The sequence below is a fragment of the Paenibacillus sp. F411 genome (assembly GCF_017582705.1).
Classification (GTDB): Bacteria; Bacillota; Bacilli; order Paenibacillales; family Paenibacillaceae; genus Paenibacillus_AQ; species Paenibacillus_AQ algicola.
In genome coordinates this window covers 1-21,340 of the sequence record NZ_JAGFIP010000017.1, presented here as the reverse complement: position 1 = coordinate 21,340, position 21,340 = coordinate 1, and the positions used below count along the sequence as shown (strand labels likewise).

Annotated in this window: 27 protein-coding genes; 22 read left to right on the top strand and 5 right to left on the bottom strand. The window is 53.3% G+C overall.

What is annotated here, in order from left to right; translation table 11 throughout:
- The first annotated feature begins 74 nt into the window (after positions 1-74).
- Complete coding sequence (locus JJQ72_RS16265; protein ID WP_208204323.1) at positions 75-1,076, top strand: magnesium transporter CorA family protein; 1,002 nt, start codon at positions 75-77, stop codon at positions 1,074-1,076.
- 155 nt (positions 1,077-1,231) lie between these two features.
- Here the strand turns inward: JJQ72_RS16265 and JJQ72_RS16260 are convergent, their stop codons facing one another.
- The 3 genes from JJQ72_RS16260 to JJQ72_RS16250 form a co-directional block, all read right to left on the bottom strand.
- Entirely contained in the window at positions 1,232-1,642 is a 411-nt protein-coding gene (locus tag JJQ72_RS16260) for a DUF5665 domain-containing protein (RefSeq protein WP_175415348.1), read from the bottom strand.
- A gap of 95 nt (positions 1,643-1,737) precedes the next feature.
- Positions 1,738-2,151, bottom strand: a complete 414-nt coding sequence (locus JJQ72_RS16255) for a YtxH domain-containing protein (RefSeq protein ID WP_138227877.1) — start codon at positions 2,149-2,151, stop codon at positions 1,738-1,740.
- 50 nt (positions 2,152-2,201) lie between these two features.
- A complete protein-coding gene (locus tag JJQ72_RS16250) occupies positions 2,202-2,459 on the bottom strand; it encodes a GlsB/YeaQ/YmgE family stress response membrane protein (protein ID WP_138226987.1) in 258 nt (85 codons plus the stop codon).
- 195 nt (positions 2,460-2,654) lie between these two features.
- Between JJQ72_RS16250 and JJQ72_RS16245 the strand changes: the two genes are divergently transcribed.
- Positions 2,655-3,656 carry an asparaginase gene (locus tag JJQ72_RS16245; protein ID WP_208204322.1) on the top strand — a complete coding sequence of 334 codons (1,002 nt, stop codon included), beginning with the start codon at positions 2,655-2,657 and terminating at the stop codon, positions 3,654-3,656.
- A 120-nt stretch (positions 3,657-3,776) separates the two neighbouring features.
- On the opposite strand, the gene JJQ72_RS16240 is transcribed toward JJQ72_RS16245, so the two are convergent.
- Complete coding sequence (locus JJQ72_RS16240; protein WP_138226985.1) at positions 3,777-4,001, bottom strand: DUF1128 domain-containing protein; 225 nt, start codon at positions 3,999-4,001, stop codon at positions 3,777-3,779.
- A gap of 210 nt (positions 4,002-4,211) precedes the next feature.
- Here JJQ72_RS16240 and yyaC point away from each other — a divergent pair, with 210 nt between their 5' ends.
- The 4 genes from yyaC to JJQ72_RS16220 all read left to right on the top strand — a co-directional run bounded on the left by yyaC (position 4,212) and on the right by JJQ72_RS16220 (position 8,698).
- Positions 4,212-4,754, top strand: a complete 543-nt coding sequence (gene yyaC, locus JJQ72_RS16235; RefSeq protein WP_208204321.1) for a spore protease YyaC — start codon at positions 4,212-4,214, stop codon at positions 4,752-4,754.
- 110 nt (positions 4,755-4,864) lie between these two features.
- Positions 4,865-5,656, top strand: a complete 792-nt coding sequence (locus tag JJQ72_RS16230; RefSeq protein ID WP_138226983.1) for an alpha/beta fold hydrolase — start codon at positions 4,865-4,867, stop codon at positions 5,654-5,656.
- A gap of 208 nt (positions 5,657-5,864) precedes the next feature.
- A complete protein-coding gene (locus tag JJQ72_RS16225) occupies positions 5,865-7,007 on the top strand; it encodes a class I SAM-dependent methyltransferase (RefSeq protein ID WP_208204362.1) in 1,143 nt (380 codons plus the stop codon).
- 131 nt (positions 7,008-7,138) lie between these two features.
- Positions 7,139-8,698, top strand: coding sequence for an O-antigen ligase family protein (locus JJQ72_RS16220; protein ID WP_243896151.1), 1,560 nt, complete (start codon positions 7,139-7,141; stop codon positions 8,696-8,698).
- A 109-nt stretch (positions 8,699-8,807) separates the two neighbouring features.
- Here JJQ72_RS16220 and JJQ72_RS16215 read toward each other — a convergent pair whose 3' ends face one another.
- The gene (locus JJQ72_RS16215; RefSeq protein ID WP_138226981.1) at positions 8,808-9,125 is read right to left on the bottom strand and encodes a hypothetical protein; all 318 of its coding nucleotides are present in this window, start codon (positions 9,123-9,125) and stop codon (positions 8,808-8,810) included.
- Between the two features lie 177 nt (positions 9,126-9,302).
- Here JJQ72_RS16215 and uptA point away from each other — a divergent pair, with 177 nt between their 5' ends.
- The 16 genes from uptA to perR all read left to right on the top strand — a co-directional run bounded on the left by uptA (position 9,303) and on the right by perR (position 20,650).
- A complete protein-coding gene (gene uptA / locus JJQ72_RS16210) occupies positions 9,303-9,923 on the top strand; it encodes an undecaprenyl phosphate transporter UptA (RefSeq protein WP_138226980.1) in 621 nt (206 codons plus the stop codon).
- On the top strand, positions 9,913-10,485 hold the full coding sequence (locus JJQ72_RS16205; protein WP_138226979.1) for a thioredoxin family protein: 573 nt from the start codon (positions 9,913-9,915) through the stop codon (positions 10,483-10,485). The genes uptA and JJQ72_RS16205 overlap by 11 nt, the downstream gene beginning before the upstream one ends.
- The gene (locus JJQ72_RS16200) at positions 10,485-11,114 is read left to right on the top strand and encodes an MBL fold metallo-hydrolase (RefSeq protein ID WP_138226978.1); all 630 of its coding nucleotides are present in this window, start codon (positions 10,485-10,487) and stop codon (positions 11,112-11,114) included. The genes JJQ72_RS16205 and JJQ72_RS16200 overlap by 1 nt, the downstream gene beginning before the upstream one ends.
- A 196-nt stretch (positions 11,115-11,310) precedes the next feature.
- Positions 11,311-11,499 (top strand): hypothetical protein, encoded by a 189-nt coding sequence (locus JJQ72_RS16195; protein WP_208204320.1) that lies wholly within the window; start codon positions 11,311-11,313, stop codon positions 11,497-11,499.
- Positions 11,500-11,593: 94 nt separating this feature from the next.
- Positions 11,594-12,130 carry an RNA polymerase sigma factor SigY gene (sigY, locus tag JJQ72_RS16190; protein ID WP_138226976.1) on the top strand — a complete coding sequence of 179 codons (537 nt, stop codon included), beginning with the start codon at positions 11,594-11,596 and terminating at the stop codon, positions 12,128-12,130.
- Positions 12,123-12,455 (top strand): DUF5345 family protein, encoded by a 333-nt coding sequence (locus tag JJQ72_RS16185; protein ID WP_208204319.1) that lies wholly within the window; start codon positions 12,123-12,125, stop codon positions 12,453-12,455. Before sigY ends, JJQ72_RS16185 begins: the two co-directional genes overlap by 8 nt.
- A complete protein-coding gene (locus JJQ72_RS16180) occupies positions 12,448-12,663 on the top strand; it encodes a hypothetical protein (protein ID WP_208204318.1) in 216 nt (71 codons plus the stop codon). Before JJQ72_RS16185 ends, JJQ72_RS16180 begins: the two co-directional genes overlap by 8 nt.
- Positions 12,664-12,830: 167 nt before the next feature.
- Positions 12,831-13,211 (top strand): ATPase, encoded by a 381-nt coding sequence (locus JJQ72_RS16175; protein ID WP_138226973.1) that lies wholly within the window; start codon positions 12,831-12,833, stop codon positions 13,209-13,211.
- Positions 13,212-13,347: 136 nt separating this feature from the next.
- On the top strand, positions 13,348-13,635 hold the full coding sequence (gatC, locus tag JJQ72_RS16170; RefSeq protein WP_208204317.1) for an Asp-tRNA(Asn)/Glu-tRNA(Gln) amidotransferase subunit GatC: 288 nt from the start codon (positions 13,348-13,350) through the stop codon (positions 13,633-13,635).
- A gap of 21 nt (positions 13,636-13,656) precedes the next feature.
- The gene (gene gatA / locus JJQ72_RS16165; RefSeq protein WP_208204316.1) at positions 13,657-15,111 is read left to right on the top strand and encodes an Asp-tRNA(Asn)/Glu-tRNA(Gln) amidotransferase subunit GatA; all 1,455 of its coding nucleotides are present in this window, start codon (positions 13,657-13,659) and stop codon (positions 15,109-15,111) included.
- Positions 15,112-15,138: 27 nt separating this feature from the next.
- Complete coding sequence (gene gatB / locus JJQ72_RS16160; RefSeq protein ID WP_138226970.1) at positions 15,139-16,578, top strand: Asp-tRNA(Asn)/Glu-tRNA(Gln) amidotransferase subunit GatB; 1,440 nt, start codon at positions 15,139-15,141, stop codon at positions 16,576-16,578.
- 133 nt (positions 16,579-16,711) lie between these two features.
- Positions 16,712-17,197: a GNAT family N-acetyltransferase gene (locus tag JJQ72_RS16155; protein ID WP_138226969.1), complete on the top strand. Its 486-nt coding sequence runs from the start codon at positions 16,712-16,714 to the stop codon at positions 17,195-17,197.
- A 38-nt stretch (positions 17,198-17,235) separates the two neighbouring features.
- Positions 17,236-17,955, top strand: a complete 720-nt coding sequence (locus JJQ72_RS16150; RefSeq protein ID WP_208204315.1) for an MgtC/SapB family protein — start codon at positions 17,236-17,238, stop codon at positions 17,953-17,955.
- Between the two features lie 211 nt (positions 17,956-18,166).
- The gene (locus tag JJQ72_RS16145; protein WP_138226967.1) at positions 18,167-18,763 is read left to right on the top strand and encodes a hypothetical protein; all 597 of its coding nucleotides are present in this window, start codon (positions 18,167-18,169) and stop codon (positions 18,761-18,763) included.
- 51 nt (positions 18,764-18,814) lie between these two features.
- Positions 18,815-20,122: a DUF4097 family beta strand repeat-containing protein gene (locus tag JJQ72_RS16140; protein WP_347880768.1), complete on the top strand. Its 1,308-nt coding sequence runs from the start codon at positions 18,815-18,817 to the stop codon at positions 20,120-20,122.
- A gap of 96 nt (positions 20,123-20,218) precedes the next feature.
- Entirely contained in the window at positions 20,219-20,650 is a 432-nt protein-coding gene (perR, locus tag JJQ72_RS16135; RefSeq protein ID WP_138226965.1) for a peroxide-responsive transcriptional repressor PerR, read from the top strand.
- The last annotated feature ends 690 nt before the right edge of the window (positions 20,651-21,340 follow it).

Genomic DNA, 21,340 nt, shown 5'->3' with positions numbered 1-21,340 from the left:
GGTACGCTATTCCACATCGGAAGTGCGTACCCTTTTTAACATGGTGATGACTATAGGAAGGAGGGAATGAACTTATGAAAGCGATTAAGGAGCAGGATGGGCAGTATGTCCATGAGCTGGCACAGGACTGGACATGGTATGATCTTAAAGTATCAGACTGGGAGGATGATCTCCTGAAGCCTTTGATCAAGAGCTATCCCTCCCTGAAGGAGTGGTGCAAGCTGGCTCCTACCTTTAAAGATCGTAATTATTTGTCTGTGCGCTTTCCAGATGGTTCGGAGCCAGTGATGATGGGCTCCATACTATACAAAACGGCGGAGGATTTGAAGCAGGATGAAGAAGACAAGCCGGAGGAGCAGAAGGACAAGCAGCTGTATTTCTATCTGGATAACGATGTCTTTATAACCTTTAATCTGGATCAGCACACCCGGGAGCTTATGCTGAAACCGGACCGAATTGCGATGATGAAGCAATGCTCGCGGCCGATTGAAGGGATGTTCATTCTGGCTCGGGCGATTCTTCATTATTTTCATGCCGGGATGGATCGGTTTGAAGCCCACTTGCGAGAGGTCGAAAGTATTATGCGAAAGCGCAACGCGCGGAATCTAATGGATCAGATATTGTCGCTGCGCTTCGAGCTGCTCTTCTGGCATAACCTGTTCATTCCCTTTCAAGAGCTGATCGCGGCTACGAAAGAAGGCTATGAGGACCGGGTGAAGGACAATCGGTTTTATTTGCAGCTGCTGCACCGGGTAGAGCGTATGGAGCAGCTCTTTATGCATTATCACCGGGAAATTGAAACTCTGATATCCATTGACGATGCGGTTTCCGGGTTCCGCGGCAATGAGATTATGAAGACGCTGACGATCTTCACGGTTCTGCTAACACCAGCCACCGTGGTCGGGGCGATTTGGGGTATGAATTTCGATCGGTTACCCATGACCAAAGCAGGCTGGGGGTTTACCGCAGTTATGGTGCTGACCTTAGTATTTACCGGACTATTGTATATCTGGATGTGGCGAAAGAATTGGACCGGAGATCTGCTGAACGTCAAATCACGAAAAAAGAATTTATGAATACCGAAATCACCTGCTAAAACGGGCGGCAAAAGCGAATAAAGAGAAATAACCAGCCCAGTGCAGTACCCTGGGCTGGTTATTTTATATACACGCTCTTTACTTAAAAATATGGATATCTCTCAAGTCGCAAGATTCCTAGGGGGACCGTCCTCTTATCTAGCCTGATCGATATATCCTTGAAGCTGGGCAATATAATCACCGATGAGAGGCAGGTCTACGAACAGGCTCAGCAGATAACCGAGTAAGCTTAATACGACCACAGTACCGACGGTTAAGCCTAAACCTCGGGCAAGACCGGCCGTAAAGTTCGTGATCAGTCTCCGCTTGGGATTCATATAATTCTCAATGATATCTTTGAAGTCGGCACGCTCCAGCGTATCGGCTACCTTATCCAGCCGGGTATTCAGACGCTTCACCTCATGCCGGAGCTCGAAGGGATGCTCATCGACTTCATACGCATGCTGCTGCGGCTTCTCTTCAGAAACCGACTCTCGCCGGGTGCTGTCATTTCGTGTGCGGCTGCCCGCAGCTGCATTCATTGGATATGGATTGGCTTTACTCATTCCTCTTCCCATCCTTTCTGTTCACATGTATGGCATGTCCTGGGATAAAAAATAGCCAGCTGTGTCAGCTGGCTATTTCATTCTCAATCATGTGCTTAGTGAGAGTTGTTCGTGGATTTCAGCTCCTGGCTGACCTCCGCAGAAGCTTCCATTTCCTTATCCATCACTTCTTCCGAAGCAGCAGCAGCTTCATCAGCTACTTCTGTGGAAGCCTGCTTGAAGCTGGCCATCACATTGTTACGGCTCTCATTCACCGTAGACATGACATCGGTAGCTTTCGTGCTTACGGTTTTGGCAAGCTCGGAAGCCTTCGTGCCGACAACGCCGGCAACTTCCTTCGTCTTGTCAGACACCAGATTGATTTTGTCAGTCAGATCGCCGCGCATTTCGCTGCCCGGCTTCGGTGCGAACAACAGCGCTGCCGCTGCACCGACCAGGGCACCAATAAATGCCCCTTTAAAGAAATTGGAATTCCCTTGGTTAGTATAATCCTGTTCGTGTTGATTCATCATAATCACTCCTTAAATTAGTATAGGGTGTAAAAGTTAGAACAAGGTGGTTAGGCTGCGCGCCGGAGCATTTTCGATGCCAGTCCCAGGATGAAAATGAATACCGCGGTGCCTATAATCGCAGGGACAATAGCGAATCCGCCAATGACAGGTCCCCATGAACCCAGTATGACCGGTCCAAGCCAAGCGCCGATAAAGCCGGCGATCATGGAACCAATAATGCCTCCCGGCATATCATGGCCCACTATGGCGTCTCCGATAATGCCGATAATGATAGCCATTACGATGCTGATTACGATTCCCCACATAAGTATCGCCTCCTTTAAGGTGCATTGGCTTGCGCAGGCTTGCTTATTCCGTATTTAAACCTCCGACATTGATATGAAACAATAAACCGGCCTGCTGAAGGAGGACAGATTTTGTATTATACTAATGAAGCTCATACTATTGATACCGATCAGAATGCTTGCAGGCATGAGATAGAATTGAAGGAGAGAACCGCTATGGAAACCGCATTAATTACAGAATATCGAGCTGGCGTGGTGGAATGTCTGCACAGCGGACATATCGCTGTCGTGGACGACACCGGAGCCTTAGCCGCATGGGCTGGAGATCCGAGCCATCTGGCCTTTACCCGCTCGTCTGCCAAGCCGCTGCAGCTGATTCCTTCCATCATGGCGGGTGTGCATACCCATTATGGGCTGACAGAGCAGGAGCTTGCAGTCATGGTTTCCTCTCACCGAGGGGAGCCGGAGCATCAGGCCGTGCTCGCCGCCCTCATGATGAAGCTGGGGGTTGAAGAAGAACGGCTGGTCTGTGCACCAAGCTATCCGCTGGACCGGCGGAGCCGGGACCAGCTGCTCCTGAACGGGGCCGGGATGCGTCGGCTCTACCATAATTGTTCCGGAAAGCACCTGGGCATGCTGGCAAGCTGCAGCTTGCAGCAGTTTCCTATGGAAGGCTATGAAGATCCGTCTCATCCGCTGCAGCAGCAGGTGCTGAACAGCATGGCGTCCATGAGCGGCCTGACTGTAGAGCAGATCTCGGTGGGCATTGACGGCTGCGGTCTTCCCGTGTTCGCTTTGCCGCTGCAATCCCTGGCGGCTGCTTATGTCAAGCTGGCTTGTCCGGATCTGATTTCAGATCCCGGCATGAAGGCTGCGGTACAGGTGATTACGTCGGCCATGACTCGCCACCCTTATATGGTTGGCGGCAGAAATCGTCTGGATACACTGCTGATGGAGGATGACAATATCATTGCCAAGGGAGGCTTCAAGGGCATATTCTGCTTTGGGCTCAAGAAGGAGCGCCTCGGCATTGTGCTGAAGGTTCTGGATGGCTCTGAAGAGGAGTGGGCGTGGATTACGGAATCCATTCTGGAGCAGCTCGGCAGCGGCAGCCGGCCGATGCTGGAGAAGCTTCGCCAGACCTACACATGGAAGCTGTTGAATGACGGCGGTCAGCAGGTCGGGCATGTAGAGACCGTATTTACACTCCAGCGTTAAAGCCTAAGTACGAAAAGGGGGGCTCTACCAAGCTGATGATAGCTTGGTAGAGCCCCCCTTTTATCGTCGTGCCGATCCATGTAGTGACAATATGTGCGGCCCCAGGAGGCTGAAACGGTGCTAGCGGCCGCGCAGGCGTCCCAGCTCGGATACGATCGCTTCCACCTCGGAAATACTCATATTGCTCTTGGTCATCACAATGTCGTACACATCACGAATATCTTCATATTGTTCTTCCGAGAAAGCGGATGGCTGCATGGCCGCCCCTGAAGCCATGCGCAGCTTCAGCTTGATCTGCTCGATCATGAACTCCAGATTCTCCCGGTTCTTCTCATTCAAATCCATACCTTCTTACACTCCTTCCATATATGCTGCAGGCGCCAGGAGATGAATCTTCCGGCTCCATCCTAACAGCTGTGCGTTCCTTGTATTGTACCATGGGAGGACAGGTGCAGGTAATCCTTTTTGCCAGTGGCGCCGGAATGGTTTACAATCGGTTGAGAATAAGGCAGAACGGGACGTTCTGTCGTTTCGTGCTGCAAGGAGGAATACGGAATGAACAGGAAAACAGAGCCTAAGGGGCAGGGGATATACACCAGAAAGGCCAGACTTGCGGGGGAAGAGCTTCCACTATTTTTTGCTGCGATTGCCAGGGAAGTATCTGCAGATCACCTGACCTTGGTCTGTATTGGAACAGACCGCTCTACCGGTGACGCACTGGGTCCACTGACAGGAAGCCGCTTGGCGGCGCATGGCTTCCCCCATGTCATCGGCACGCTGCCGGATCCTTGTGATGCGCAGAGTATCGAGGAGAAGCTTGGCTCCATCCCAGAACATCATACGATCGTGGCGATTGATGCTTGTCTGGGACAGCGTGCCTCAGTCGGCAGCTTTCTCGCAGGCCAAGGTCCGCTTAGCCCGGCAGAATCCGTAGGCCTCTCTTTACCCCGCGTCGGTCACTACAGCATCGCTGCAGTTGTGAATGAAAAGGGCCCAAAGCCGTATTGGACCTTACAGTCGACCTCTCTTCACAGGGTCATGGATATGGCGTCCCGGATTGCGGATGCAGCCGCATCGGCCTTTAGGCTTATTCCTTGATCCAGCCGTTTCATTCCAGCGTGAATCGGGTTTAATACTGTATATTATAGCTGGAATGAACTTTAGCTGATGCCTCTATAGAGTTCTCAGCTACGAAAGAAGGGGTTCTCTTGGAAAAAGTAATTTGTAACGGTAAAACGATTTGTTATCTGGAGCAAGGACAGGGTGAGCCGGTCATTTTACTTCACGGCTTCTGCGGAAGCTCTTCTTATTGGGAACCTGTGCTGCCTCAATTGCACGGCTATCGGTTCATTGTCCCTGACCTTCGGGGTCATGGGAAGAGCGATGCACCGATGGGGCCGTATACCATAGAACAAATGGCGGATGATGTATTGATGCTGATGGATGAGCTGGAGGTGCCAAAGGCCGTACTGCTTGGACATTCATTGGGCGGATATATTACATTGTCCTTTGCCCAGCGTCATAGCGAACGCCTGAATGGCTTCGGGCTTATTCACTCCACCGGCTACAGTGATTCGGATGAAGCGAAGGAAAAGCGTCTGAAAGCTGTGAGCACGATTCAAGGTGCAGGGATTACAGATTTTATCGACAGCCTGATTCCGGGGCTGTTTGCTCCGGGTAACCGGGAGATCCAAACAGGCTCCATCCAGAAGGCCAAGGAGATCGGGTATCAAACCCCTCCACAGGGTGCGGTGGGAGCCGCGCTGGCGATGCGGGAGCGTCCGGACCGTCGTGACGTGCTGTCTGCAACCACATTACCTGTGCTGCTGGTAGCCGGTGAGAAGGATGAGCTCATTCCCGAAGAACGGGTGTTCACGACCGATCATCCCAATGTTACCCAGGCTGTAATCTCAGGAGCTGGCCACATGAGCATGATGGAAGCACCGCAGGAGCTGGCCCGCACGATGGACTCCTTTCTGTCCTCTGTGTTTTCATCTTAATGGATACAGCAAGCATTCTTGATCCTTTCCCGGACTATTTCGGACGGGGATCAAGGATGCTTTTTTTCTATGGAATGGCTAGAAAGGCATGGGATTTTGGAAGGATTGACGAAGGTGGTATGATGGAGGATGTGAACGAAACGGCTGTACAATCCAACATGAAAGAGGGAAGACCCTTTTGGAAGCACTGCGTAAACTAATCCAACAGATGATGGAGGAGGCCTCCCTCATTACCGGTACCTTGAGTCAGCTCCGCAAGCGTGAAGGAGCCGCCTATAACAAAGTCACTATAAAGCCTGTAGAGCTAAAGGGGCAATTACACTATCAGTTCGCTTACTATACAGCAACACAGGTCAATCACCAGAATGTACTGCCGGACGAAGCTGCCGGCGTGCTCACCTCTCTCGTAGAGGAGGTTTTCCGCCAGGCCTTGTTCTGCACTGCAGAAGCCGATTATCAGGTGCTGATCTCCAAGAAGTTCAAGGTCTCGATTTTAACCAAATCGCCGACCAAGTCCAAGAATGATTTGATGCTCGCCCATAACCGCAAGAAAGCTTACATTTTGGAGGAAGGGACGCCGGTGCCTTTCTTGATTGAGCTGGGGATCATGAATGAGGAAGGCAAGGTCTTTGCCAAAAAATACGATAAGTTCAAGCAGATCAACCGATTTCTGGAGATGGTGGAGGATGTCCTCCCTCATTTGCCCCAGGACCGCGCGCTTACAATTGTAGATTTCGGCTGCGGGAAATCGTATCTGACCTTTGCGCTATATCACTATTTGGCGGTAAAAGCTCGAAGAACGCTGCATGTTGTCGGACTCGATCTGAAGGCAGATGTCATCGAACACTGCAGTTTGCTGGCGAAAAGACTGGAATACGGGAATTTGCGGTTTCTTGTCGGGGACATTGCCGATTATGACGAATTGGATCAGGTCGATATGGTGGTTACGCTGCATGCCTGTGACACTGCAACGGATGCAGCCCTGGAAAAGGCTGTTCGGTGGGATGCCTCGGTCATTCTGTCCGTCCCTTGCTGTCAGCACGAGCTGTTCAGCCAGATCGAAAGCCCGGTGCTGGAGCCGCTGCTGTCGCACGGGATTTTGAAGGAGCGCTTCTCCGCGCTGGCGACAGACGGGATTCGGGCCAAGCTGCTGGATCTGATGGGCTACAAAAGCCAGCTGCTAGAGTTTATTGATATGGAGCATACCCCGAAAAATATCCTGATCCGCGCTGTAAAAGGCAATGCCGGCGACCGTGCAAGGCTGTGGAGTGAATATACAGCTTTTCGGGATTTCCTGCAGGCATCGCCTTATCTGGAACGTGCCTGTCGGGATTTGCTGCCGCAGGAGTAGGCGAGAAAGCGGAGTTGAAGAGTGGGGGGACTGCCTTTGGGCAGTTCTCTTTTTTTACGCCTGTACGGCGGTTAACCTTCCGGCATGGCGGCGACACTTGTAGGATCAAGTGCGTCAAGGGAGGGGTAAGTATGGTCACTGGCATACTGGGTATCCTGCTGCTGACAATGCTGGGGATGGGGTGTCTGCAGACGGGGCTGTTTTTTGATCATGAGATGTACGGGGTGGCTGCTGTAACTGGAGGGTTGTGTCTGGCTGCAAGCGCGGTGCTGGCGGTGAGGCCGGCGGCAGAAGGGAGTAAAGTGCTGGCCGCTGGAGATGAGGCGGGGCTCGCCGCAGGGAATCATCCTTCCGCTGTCATCATGCGATCTGCTGTGATGCCGCTGCTGCTGCTCAGCATAATGATGACAGCTGCATACGGCTTTCATCTGATCAGCGGCCCGGTTTCGGTGCAGGGTACCCAGCGTGAAATGCTTCACTGGAGTCTGTGCGCTGCGGCAGGCCTGACGGCTTGGCGATTGAGCCGAACGGAGGGAGGGCGAAGCTGGCTGCGGATGGCTTGGCACGGTACGGGAGCTGTGCTATGCGGAAGCGCACTGCTTGCCGTGTATGGGGTGCTGGAGCTGCCGGACGCTATTCTGCGGACGGCAGACCCTGCCATTAGCGCTGCAGGCGCGAGGCTCGGCGGCCTCCTTCAATACCCGAACACGTTCGGGGCCGTGATGGCCGCCTTTTTGCTGGAGCGCCTGTTTGCGCTCCCCGGTGCGCTGCAGCGCCGCACCGGCTTGGGGCGTGAAGCGGCTGCCTTGCTGCCGCTTCTGCCCTACGCCGCCGCGCTGCTCCTGACGGAGTCGCGCGGCGCCTGGCTTGCGGCCGCCCTGGCAGCGGCGGCCGGTCTTGCCGCGGAGCGGCGCGGTGCCGCGCTGCTCCTGGCGGCGGCAGCCGCGCCATTCGCGGGCGCGGCGCTGCTCTATCGCCAGCTGGCCGAGGCGCAGCTGGCTCCTGCGGTGCTGCCCGGCCTGCTATGGCTGGCCGGGCTGTGGGCCGGCGGGAGCATCGCCGGCCGGTGGCTGGCCTGCGGGCTGCTTCGCAGCCAGCCCGCAGGCGCCGCGTCGCCCCGCGCCCGCCTCGCGCCATCCCGCGCCCACCTCGCGTCGTCCCGCGTCCGCCTCGCGCCGCCCCGCGCCCGCCTCGCGCTGCTTGCATCCTTGCTGCTATACGCCGTTGCGGCTGTGGCAATAGGGTCGCAGATCCATACCCGGCTGGATCCACAAGGGGGGACGATGGCATCACGGCTGTTCATGTACCGTGATGCCTGGCAGCTGTTCCAGCAGTCCCCTTGGTTCGGGCAGGGCGGGGATACGTGGAGAACGTACAGCTTCTTCCAAAGCCAGCCTTATGCGGCTGCCGAGGTTCATAGCGGTTACCTGGACTGGCTGCTCAATCTGGGCCTGATCTCTGCAGCAGGCGTTGCTCTTCTGCTCTGGACCTTATGCAGGGCAGTCAGCGTAAGCAGGCAGGCGGCACAATGGACCCCGCTGCTTGCGCTCTTGATTCACAGCGCGGTTGATTTCGATTGGAGCTATGGCTTGGTCTGGCTCATCATCATTCTGCTTGCCGCTAACGGTGAAACAAGCCGCCCTTCCGCCGCGCAAGCTTCTCCTGACCCGCGCTCCCGGCCGCCCCGCTAAAGCCTGCCGGCTGCACCCGTTCATGCCGAACCCCGCACTAATGCACCACGCCACGGCATTGCCTGCAAGCGGCTCGCATCCGCTCCTGCCGGACTTAAAGCTCCCGCACTCAAGCCCCTCCAAAAGCGCTGCGAAAAGCCCCCTGCAGCGCTTTTTCCGGCACCTGCCACAGCTCGGCCAGCTCTGCGGACACCTCGGTGTCCCACCAGTCGCACAGCAGCTTTTTGTTGCTGTAATTCTCATGGATCCAGATCAGATTGCCAATGACCTTCCGGTAATACAATTCTTCTCCCTGCTTGACAAGCTCGGGCTCAATGTACGTTTTCAGCCGCTTGACGGTCCGGTACAGCTCCTTGCTGCAGGCGCGCCGAATACCCCGTGGAGACGGGGGACGGATGCCATCCTGCTTGCTGTATGGGGTATGCATGGGCATCACTCCTTTCTTCACGATATGTGCCCGGCCGGGCGGAAGACACAAGGCGATCCTTATTTGGGCGGGATGCATGTCCTTTAAAGCCAGAGAATACATATGAGATATCCGGCCGCAGAGCCGCACAGGATTTCACAATCCGGGACTACATTAGCTCAGGGGGATTAATAAAATATGGATGCAATCATGAATGGCATTGCCGGTCTGTTTGAATGGATTCAAGGTTTGGGCGTTTTCGGGATTATGCTGGGACTGATGCTGGAGGTAATTCCGAGCGAGATTGTACTGGCTTACGGCGGGTATCTGGTGTCCGAAGGGCAGATCAGCTTTGCGGGAGCCATGCTGTTTGGAACCGCAGGCGGGGTACTGGCCCAGCTGTTCGTTTACTGGATCGGACGCTATGGGGGAAGGCCTTTTCTGGAGCGCTACGGCAAATATCTCCTCATCCATAAAAAGCACATCGACTACGCAGAAGACTGGTTCAGCCAATATGGCACCGGCGTCATTTTCACCGCCCGCTTTGTGCCCGTGGTCCGGCATGCCATTTCGATTCCTGCAGGCATCTCCAAAATGAACCTCGGACGCTTTACCCTCCTCACCACCCTGGCAGTCATACCCTGGACCGCCCTGTTTCTCTATTTGGGGATGCTGCTTGGAGATCAGTGGGAGCAAGCTCATGAAATGGCCTCTCCGTACATCCGGGAATTCCTGCTCGGCGCTTTGGCAATCCTCATCATTTACTTTATAATCAAATGGATGAAGCTGAAAAAAGGGAGGGCGCAGCATGGCCGTTAATGTAGCGCATAAATTGGGCACCGGCATTACGCCGAGACAATTTATGGACAGCATGGAGAAGAACAAAGAGGCTTTTCAAAGCAATTACGATGCCTTTGAATGGAGCTCGGATGAGGATCGTGAATTTTTCGAGAGCCTGAAGGGCAAGGATGTGCGGGTGCTTATACTGGCAGCAGACTGGTGCGGAGATGTGTTGCGTAATGTGCCGGCCATTTTCCGAGCGCTGGAGGCTGCTGAAGTGACCACCGAGGTGCTTGTGATGGAGCAGCATCTGGAGACGATGGATCAGTTCCTCACGTTTGGCGGACGCTCGATTCCCGTCGTCCTTATGGTGGATTCCGGCGGGAACGTGCTCCGTCAGTGGGGACCGCGACCTGCCCATGTCCAGAAGCACATGGCTGCATTCAAGCAGGACAACCCGGACCGCGAAGCGCCGGATTATCAGGAGAAGCTGCTGCAGACCCGCAAGAGCATTCAGCAGGCCTACGGAGAGCAGCACGAATCGGCTGCGGCTGTGATCGGTGAGCTTCGGCAACAGCTTGCCGGGATTGCGCAGGGGTAATAATGCTGAATATTACTTCTTTTAATCTGGGCCCTCTGCAGACGAATGCTTATATGCTAACCGGTGAGAATCCACGCCAGGCCGTGATTATTGACCCGGGAATGAATCCGGGACCGCTGCTGAAAGTCATCCAGGACATTGAGGTTGAGGCAATCTTGCTGACGCATGCTCACTTTGACCATATGGGCGGCGTCGATGAGCTCCGCAAGCTGAAGGGCTGTCCGGTATATCTTCATGATCTGGAGCAGGAGTGGCTGGAATCGCCCAAGCTCAACGGGTCCCTGAGATGGCCGCAGGTCACAGGTCCGCTTAGCACGGAGCCCGCAGAATACGGGCTGGATGAGGGCCAGCGTCTATCGCTCATCGGACACACCTTCACCGTGCATCATACGCCGGGGCACTCGCCGGGCAGTGTCAGCTTCCTGTGCGGGCAGCATCTCTTCTCCGGAGATGTGCTGTTCAAGCTGGGCGTTGGACGCACAGATCTGCCGGGCGGACGGGAGCGCGATCTGCTGAACTCCATTCAGCACACCCTGTTCACATTTCCCGACGACACGATTGTGTACCCTGGACATGGTCCTCGAACCAGCATCGGCTATGAAAAAGAGCGAAACCCTTATGTCAGATGAAGCGGCTTAGTTCAAAAAACGACAGCATCCGAGCATTTAATGCTGGACAAGCCTTTGCAAAATTGCTACAATTACGTCAATTGCATAATAACTTTCGCGAAGCACGCAGACTGTGGAGTCATTCCCGGTTTGCGTTCTTTTATTTTATACGCCTTTTTTCGCTGTAATGTGACGCTGTAAATAGGGAGCTGTGGATATGAAAACCGATTTTTTGCCGCTGGTTGAAGGCAGCCTGGATCAGAGGCATGAGAGTGCAGCAGCAGGGAAGACTTCCTGCGAGGAGACAAGCAGAGAGAGCTCCGCAGCCTGGCTGCAGCTGCTAAGGCACAGCTGTATTCCCCAGCCCTGGAGAGTGAGGCTGGAGCTGCGCCGTATCGACAAATAATGGAACTCCAATGGGAAGCCCGGATCTTGAACGTTTAGCAGGACAGAATCGTATTAAGAAGGAAATGACACATGAAGCAGGTGAGGATGCCTAGATGAAGAGGCAAGACGCTGAGGTGATTGAACGGGCCCGGCAGGGGGATCCAGCAGCGATGGCGGAGCTGTTTCAGCAGCATTACTCTTTTCTGCATAAATATCTGCTGAAGATTTCCATGAATTCCACACTGGCAGAGGATATTGCGCAGGATACCGTCCTTCGCTGCATGGAGCACCTGCACCGTTATAATGGAACCTCTTCTTTTTCCTCCTGGATGATCACGATTGGAACGCGTATCTATTTGGACAAGATGAGGCGGAGGAAGCGGGAGCGTGCCTGGTTTCTGAAAGAGAAGGAGCAGGGCCTCCGCAAGCTGAAATGGCAGCTGGAGAGCGGGGGCGATGCATGGAATGAAATGTTGGAATCCTTATCGGCGCTGTCAGACGACCACCGGATTGCCATTTTGCTTAAGCATTACTATGGCTATTCCTATGATGAGATCGGGGAAATGCTGGGCATTCCGGCTGGCACGGTGAAATCCAGAGCCTCGTATGGAATCCAGTCACTGCGAAAGGAGCTGAAGAGACATGTCTGAGCGGCTTGGTGAAGAGCACGAGCAGTGGATCAAGGCATGGAATCAGGAGCTGGAGCGTTTGGACCGTGCAGCGGACCGCACCGGGGTGCCGCCGCTTGCGGAGCTGGAAGCCATGGCGCTTGCTTCTATAGAGAGAAGGGGCCAAAGAGAGCGGCGGGAATTGTTAAGCTTCGTATTGCTGGCTGTTCTGTTGATCAGCATGGTGCTTGTGGCGGCATGGGCAAGTCCGGTGCTGCTGCTCTTGATCCAAGGCCTGGGGCTGCTTGTGGGGGCCGCCTTCCTCGCCGGTCGTTATACCGGCCGGAAAGGAAGCTCCTATGAGTGAGTGGCGCGAGATCCAATCCATTCCTCCATGGGCCATCTTGGTCATCGCCTTGCTCCTCCTGACGCAGGGAACCGCGCTGTTTCTGGATGCCAGAAGACGGGGGCTCGGGAGAATGGCCTGGTTCTGGGGCGTTTGGGGCATTTTGAACGTGCCGACCCCACTGGTTGTTTACTATTTTCTCATCCTCCGCCGCGGTAGAGGGACGTAACTATTCATGATGTAGAACGGGCCATAGCCGCAGCGGAACCGGGACTTATTCCCGGCAGAGCCTCGCAGATTTCCAGATGTTTTTTACTTGGGATTCTCATAGACAACGCTATGAATTTTTAGTAGACTACTAAGATAAGCAAGGAAAGACATCTCAGGAGGTAGACGATGCTGCGTTTAGGGGAAAAAGTCACAGTGGTCGCAGACGCCTTTGAGCAGAATCTTCCCGTTGGCCAGTACGCCTATATTATTGCGTACGACCGAAATCCGGACAACGCGTTTGATTACGTCATTCGGATTCCTTCTCTCAACCGTAATTTTTTTGTTCCGGCGGGTGATATTGAGCTGGAGGCTGTCGTGTTGAAACAGGAAGCCGAGCGGGTGGAGCGGGAAGCGCTCATCGATTTTGCCCTGTCGACATATAATGAGAAGCTGTTTCATCAGGTGATGAACGGTGAGCAGGATCAGACCGAGGTAGAGGAAGAGGTCAAGGAGACAATGTCTCAGGCTGATTTCATCAAGCAAGTGAATCTTCGGGCATGGATTTAGAAGAGTCGGCCAAGAGCCGGCTCTTTTTTGCATGGCTCTGAACATTGAATTGTATCTTCTTCTACAATATAATGAGAAAAGTTATCCGCGACTTTATCCCTTTAAACGCGAGAAGGGAAGAAAGAGGAGTGAAATCATGAATATTACGACCAAGGACGTTCAGCATGTGGCCAAGCTGGCGAGGCTTAACCTGACTCCACAAGAGGAAGAGCTGTTTACCGGCCAATTGAACGCCATTTTACAATATGCCGAGAAGCTGAAAGAGCTGGACACGGATCAGGTAGAGGCTACCACCCATGTCCTGCCGCTGCGTAACGTTATGCGTGAAGATGAGAACCGGCCGTCGCTTCCGATCGAGAAGGTGCTGCTGAATGCACCGGATGAGGAAGACGGACAATTTAAAGTGCCTGCCGTACTGGAATAGAGCGCAGAGGAGGATATGACCTTGAGTTTGTTAGATTATAGATTACATGAGATACATAGCAAGCTTCACGAGAAGGAGCTGTCCGTCAGCGATCTGGTAGACGAAGTGTTCCGCCAGATCGGGGAACGGGAAGAGAAGGTACAGGCTTACCTTACGCTGGATGAAGCAGGAGCGCGCGCTCAGGCGAAATTACTGGATGACAAGCTGGTTTCGGGCGAAGCCAGAGGGCTGCTGTTCGGGCTGCCGGCAGGGCTGAAGGATAATATTGTAACCGAAGGGCTTCGTACAACGTGTGCCAGCCAGTTTCTGTCGAACTTTAACCCGGTATACAATGCCACGGTTGTATCGAAGCTTAACGCTGCAGATGCCATTACGATTGGAAAGCTGAACATGGACGAATTTGCCATGGGTGGATCTAACGAGAATTCCAGCTTCCATCCTGTCCGTAATCCGTGGAATTTGGAGCGAGTTCCTGGGGGCTCCAGTGGCGGCTCGGCTGCTGCGGTTGCGGCAGGAGAGGCATTCTTCACTTTAGGTTCGGATACTGGAGGCTCTATTCGCCAGCCGGCTTCTTATTGCGGCGTCGTGGGCTTGAAGCCGACGTATGGCCTGGTATCACGCTTCGGCCTGGTAGCCTTTGCTTCTTCCCTGGATCAGATTGGGCCGTTGACCAAGAATGTAGAGGATTCTGCATATGTGCTGCAATCCATTGCCGGCTATGATCCGATGGATTCGACCTCAGCCAAGGTGGACATCCCGGATTATATCAGCGCGTTAAGCGGTGATGTTTCCGGCCTCCGTATTGCCGTACCGAAAGAGTATCTGGGCGAAGGTGTTGACGCCGAGGTCAAAGAAACTGTACTGAATGCGTTGAAGGTGCTGGAAGGTCTTGGTGCCGTATGGGAAGAGGTTTCGCTGCCGCATACAGAGTACGCCGTGGCTACCTATTATTTGCTGGCCTCCTCCGAAGCTTCCTCGAACCTGGCACGCTTTGACGGCGTCCGCTACGGACAGCGGGCCAACAGCGGCAATTTGCTCGATTTGTATCATGAATCCCGCAGCCAGGGCTTTGGCGATGAGGTGAAACGGCGGATTATGCTGGGTACCTACGCCCTGAGCTCCGGTTACTATGACGCGTATTATTTGAAGGCGCAGAAGGTACGGACCTTGATCAAGCAGGATTTTGACCAGGTGTTTGAGAAATACGATGTCATTATTGGACCGACAGCCCCGACAACGGCATTCAAGCTGGGTGCCCAAGTGGATGATCCGCTGACGATGTACCTCAATGATATTCTGACCATTCCGGTCAGCCTGGCGGGTGTACCGGCGATCAGCGTTCCATGCGGCTTTGCAGGCGGGATGCCGGTGGGCATGCAGATTATCGGCAAGGCGTTTGATGAACAGACGGTGCTGCGTACAGCACACGCTTTTGAACAACATACAGACCATCATAAACGGCGTCCGGAACTGTAATCACCGGCAGAAGGAGGGAACAAAGAGATGTCTACATCCAAGTATGAAACGGTAATCGGACTTGAGGTTCACGTCGAGCTTCATACGAAGTCCAAAATTTTTTGCGGCTGCTCCACAGCATTTGGAGCTCCGCCGAATACCCACACTTGTCCGATTTGTCTCGGACATCCCGGCGTTCTGCCGGTGCTCAATCGACAGGCTGTCGAATATGCAATGAAGGCAGCCATGGCGCTGAATTGCACCATCGGTGACATCAGCAAATTTGACCGCAAGAACTATTTCTATCCCGATTCTCCAAAAGCGTATCAGATTTCCCAGTATGACCAGCCGATCGGAGAGAATGGATGGGTGGATATTGAAGTGAACGGAGAGACCAAGCGGATTGGCATTACCCGCCTTCATCTGGAGGAGGATGCCGGGAAGCTGACCCACGTGGACGGCGGCTATGCTTCTCTCGTCGACTTTAACCGTGTCGGCACACCGCTGGTGGAGATCGTTTCCGAGCCGGAAATTTCTTCACCTGAGGAAGCCAAGGCATATATGGAGAAGCTTCGCTCCATCATGCAGTATTGTGAGGTTTCCGATGTGAAGATGGAGGAGGGCTCGCTGCGCTGTGACGCGAATATCAGCCTGCGTCCCTACGGTCAAGAGAAGCTCGGCACAAAGGCAGAGCTGAAGAACATGAACTCCTTCCGCGGTGTGCAGCGCGGTCTGGAGTATGAGGAATACCGTCAGGCCGAAATTTTGGATGAAGGCGGCAAGATTGTCCAGGAAACACGCCGCTGGGATGAGGCGCAGGGCAAGACCCTTTCCATGCGCGGTAAGGAGGAAGCCCATGATTACCGCTATTTCCCGGACCCGGATCTGGTACGCGTACACATCAGTGAAGAGTGGAAAGAAGCTGTAAGATCGACCATTCCGGAGCTGCCGGATGCCCGTAAGGCCCGCTACGCTGCGGAGTATGGACTGCCGAATTATGATGCAGCTGTAATTACCTCCTCCAAGGCATTGGCGGATTTGTTTGAGGACAGCCTGAAGTATACCCAGGATGCCAAATCAGTATCGAACTGGATTATGGGCGATCTGATGGGATATTTGAATGCTAATAGCCTGGAGCTTTCGCAGGTTCCGATTACCGGGCAAGCGCTGGGTGAGATGATTGGATTGATCGAGAAGGGCACGATTAGCAGCAAAATTGCCAAGACTGTGTTCAAGAGCATGCTGGAGAGCGGCAAGCTTCCTCAGCAGATTGTAGAGGAGCAGGGTCTGGTTCAGATTAGTGATGAAGGCGCGATTAAGGCCATTGTAGAGCAGGTGGTTGCAAGCCATCCGCAATCTGTAGAGGATTACAAGGCTGGCAAGCAGAAGGCCATCGGCTTCCTGGTGGGACAAGTGATGAAGGAAAGTAAGGGCAAGGCGAACCCTGCGCTCGTAAACAAATTGCTGGTGGATGTGCTGAACGTATAACCGCCGCATGAATTTCAAAGGGACTGCCTGTCGGCAGTCTCTTTTTTACACCTTTGCCGGATTGCTTGTTATGTTTCGTATCATTTCGGATTATATATTAAGGTGCATGCCTAACGAAGGGCTGGTATGAGGGATGGAGATTGAAGCATTACAGCTAGGCGATGAGGATACGGTGCAGCAAATCTGGTCTCTTCAGCATGCGGCTTATCCCTATGAGGCCCAGGCGATCGGACTGAGTGATCTGCCGCCGCTAAGAGATACGTATGCATCGATTGCCGCCTGCGGCGAGATTTTTTATGGCATCAGGGACCCGGAGGGTGATTTGATCGGTGCTGTAGCTGTAGAGCTGGAGCAGGAAAAGCTTACGATTAGTCGTATGATGGTCGCGCCGGATCATTTTCGCGAGGGTATTGCCACCCGCCTGGTCACGCACGTCCTAAGCACCTATAAAGAGGTCCCGTTATTGATTGTATTCACCGGAAGCAAGAATTTTCCCGCTGTCAGATTGTATGAGAAGGCGGGCTTTCAGCCGGTCGGCACCTTGGAAGTGGTACCTGCTGTGGAGCTGACGGAATTTCATCTGCACAGATCAGGGGAAGGCATGGCTGACAAAGCCTGAGGGCTGACAGATAACAAACATACGCGAGGAGGAATGGCATGGAGCTCGAAAATCCATGGGTGATTGACAATGTGAGCATTTTTTTCAGATTAGTGCTGGCTCTGGTGCTAGGTGGAATGATTGGCTGGGAACGAGAGCGGTCAAATCATGCTGCCGGGCTGCGTACGCACATCTTGGTGTGTATGGGCTCATCCTTGATTATGCTGCTTTCTGTATACGGGTTTGCGGATTTCGTAGATGAGGTGAATGTTCGAATTGACCCTGCCCGTCTGGCTACGGCTGTCATTACGGGGATTGGCTTTTTGGGGGCCGGGACCATTCTGTTTACCGGGAAATCCATTACCGGCTTGACGACAGCAGCCTCGATCTGGGTCGTTGGAGCGATCGGCCTGGCCGTGGGAGCCGGCTTTTATTTTGCAGCTATCGTCTCCACCCTGCTCATTCTGGTGAATCTCGTCGTGTTTAACAAGCTGGAGCAGCGATACATACGGGGCAGTAAGCTTCATCTGGTGACGGTCCATGCCAGTAATGCACCCGGACTGCTTGATGGACTGTCAGCGATGCTGAACAGCGAGGGCTTTGTAATCAAAAAGCTGATCGTGAACGAGCGGAATACGGTACCCTTCAGCGACACGCAGCCGGCTATACCGGGAGTGGAAATTTCGCTGCATGTGCTTACAGACCGTAGGTTTGATCCGGTGAAGCTGACCCAGCAGATCCGTGATTTAGGCGGAGTTTCTATGGTTACGGCAGAATAAGTATTGAAAACAGCCATCCCTTAAGCGGGTTGGCTGTTTTTATCATGGGATGGGAACAAGCTTCGGATAACAATTGTAAATCTAGACGGTGGATAGAGTGCTCATACACGTATCCAGTTTTTTGACAGTTACTCTGTCTGTCGTTTAGGGTACTATCAAAGAAAGACACAATCGGATCATGATGAGCCTCTCGTGGAAGGAGAGAACGGTGATGCAACAGCTTCAGCCAACCCATAAGCAACGACGCTCCCGGAGCTTGTCTCCCGGCGGACCTGGCTTTATGAGCCGAAGAAGAAGGAAGCTGCCAGCCCTGCTCTTGGCGGCGATCATTCCAGGATTAGGCCACATTTATTTGGGCTTGTATCGAAAAGGCCTGCTGTTTGTGCTGCTCCTCATGCTGGATATTTCCGCGCTGCTTTATTTTTCATCCATCGGTATGCAAATAAATGTTCCGCTGCTCATGCTGCTGGGGCTGCTGGTTCCAGCGGGTTATTTCTATAATGTATACGATGTGCTGCAGACTGCAGATTATCTAACATCCCGAAAACGGCGTGCGGAGGAGCAGGTCACTCTGCATACTCAGAAATCAAAACGCCCTGAGCTTGACATATTCCGCGGAGCCGGAGGCTTGTCTTTCGGTTTGATGCTGGTTGCGGGAGGCGCATTACTGATGCTGCTGCATCAGAGGCCGCCCTGGCTGCAGGCTGGGATCCGTGATTACGGTAATGAAATAGCTGCCCTGACCTTGGTGGCGGCGGGCTTCATCATGGGCATTCGGGAAATGCTGAAGCATAAGAAGAGGCTGTAAAGGCCAGCAGCTTTTGCGAAAAGAAGGTGAAATGAATCGATGAGGCATACTGTGAAAATTGGAAGATACACTGCAGCGCTACTCCTGATCGCCACTGGCGGCCTGCTGCTTATCGACGAGTGGTACAACACGGACCATGTATTTTTGCTGCTAACCTGGTGGCCGGCACTGTTTGTGCTGCTAGGTATTGAATATTTGGCCCGTTTTGCCTACTTCAAGCTTCGGCGAGAAGGAAGCCGGTGGCGTTTCCGGCCGGATATCCGGGGTGTGCTGTTGTCTTTGGCGGCAGCGGCCTCCTTTTTTATCGTATCCCAGCAGGATCATTTCCTGCATTTATGGAATCGGGTTAGTCTGAATTTAACGGCGGCCGGTGTGGATTATAGTGATGAAACAGGCAATCGCTTTGTGAAGCCGGAGCTGGAAATTCCCGTGACGATTGAAGCCGCCAGGCTGAGTATCGATCATCTGAACGGGGATATTGTGGTGCGCCGGGGCAGTACAGACGATATTATTGTGCAGACCGAGGTGTGGGTGGATCAAGAGGAGCCGGGGCTTGCTGAAGCGATTGCCGAGCAGTCGGCGGTAGAGGTGGAAGGAAGAAGCATTATTTCTATTCGCGCCAAGGGCAAGGCCTACGGAGAATCCGGAAAAAGACAGCCTCGCCTGAATCTCGACATTCAGGTTCCGGACAACCGGCGCCTGGATCTGGAGGTGCGCACCATGAACGGCGGTATCTTCCTGCTCAATATCGAAGCGAATCGCAAAATCACCCTGGAAAGCGGCAACGGGCCCATTACTCTCAGCCGGGTATACGGAGATGTGACAGGCTCCACACTGAACGGAAATATGAACGTGCGGTATCTGACCGGCGATGTACAAATGACGACAAGCAGCGGCACAGTTCAGGCTTATGATGTGAGTGGCAGCGTCGTGCTCAGTACCCAAGTGGGCAATATTACGGCGAACCGGCTGGGCAAGGACATTGATGTTCGAACGAAGAACGGCAACATTACTTTAGCGGGCGTCCGGCAAAGTCTCAAAGCGGAGTCCTTGAACGGTGCGGTTGATATTCGGTCAGGGCTGATTGGCGGGAACTGGGATGTATACAGCGCGGTGGGCGAGATGAATCTCCATCTTCCTTTGGCCGGGGACTACAAAATCAAGGGCACAACGAGCTACGGACGGATTTTTTCAGAAATAACGCCCTTTCAAGTCGAACAGAAGACCATTACAGGGCAGCTTGGCAGCGGGGAGCACCACATTGTAATCGAAGGCAACAGTGATCTCAATGTATACCGAAGCTATCCGGAATATGAGCGAAGATCAGGAGAAGGCAGCTTAACGCCTTTGCCATATTGACATTGACAAATTAAAAAACATAGCCGAAAATAATGTTAACCTGCAGCTTTTACACAGTTTTACAGGTTAAACTATCTACTAAAGGCGGTGGACCATATGGGAACGTCCGTGCAGCATGCATTGGAACAGCTCAAAGCGACGGGAGTCCGCATCACGCCGCAGCGCCACGCGATTTTGTCTTATCTGGTAGAATCCATGTGCCATCCTACGGCCGATGACATTTATCGTGCCTTGGAACCGAAATTTCCAAGCATGAGTGTAGCTACGGTATACAATAATCTTAAGATGTTTATAGAAGCTGGCATGGTTCGGGAGCTCACCTACGGGGATAATTCCAGTCGATTTGATGCCAATGTGTCAGATCACTACCATGTGATTTGTGAATGCTGTGGCAAAATTGAAGATTTCAGTTATCCTACGCTTTCCGACGTAGAGCACCAGGCGGAGAAGAACACCGGCTTTCAGGTGAAGGGACACCGTATGGAGCTTTATGGCGTATGTACCTGCTGTCAGCAAATGCAACACTAATCTGCAACGTGAGGAATGACCCATTCTTCACGTTTTTTTATTTTGGCGTGCCCAGCTAAGCACGCATTCTCTAGCCGGTGAAAATCCGGTCACAGGAGGGACCAAGCCCCTGTGTAGCTAGGATACCTGCTTATGGCGAAATCTGTAAGTAGAAGCGTATTGACGAAAGCACCCGTCAGAGATGGGGCGAGCAACGTACCAGGCCGTAACATAAAGTGAATTCTGCCGCGTCGTCAAAAAGGCCTCGCAAGAGGGAAGAGAGGATGCCGAGTCTCGCTGCATTGGACGAAGGCCACGGAAGCTGTTTAGAACTTGGATCAGCAGTGAAGAATCCTCCGGCGTAAGGGGATCGGCATGGTATGAAAGAGGATGCAGTGAACTGGGGAGGCCCTCCCCTGCACGGTTTTTTTTTGAAACCGTAAAGAGACGCTCTATAAGCCTAAAAGGTGAAGTGAACCGTCTGCAGGAAGGGAGTCCGAGGGGCTCATAGTACCGAAGAATGCAGGACAACACAACCTGCAGGAGGGAAGGAGCCCTGCTTTGTTCAAGTTTCATAAGGAGGTACGAGTCAGTGAATGCCAAACGGCTAACAACACCAAAGGAAAACGTTCAACAACTCCAAGAGAAACTAGGTCATGCGGCCAAGGAAAGCAAGAAGCGAAGGTTTCACGCGTTGTACGACAAGGTCTA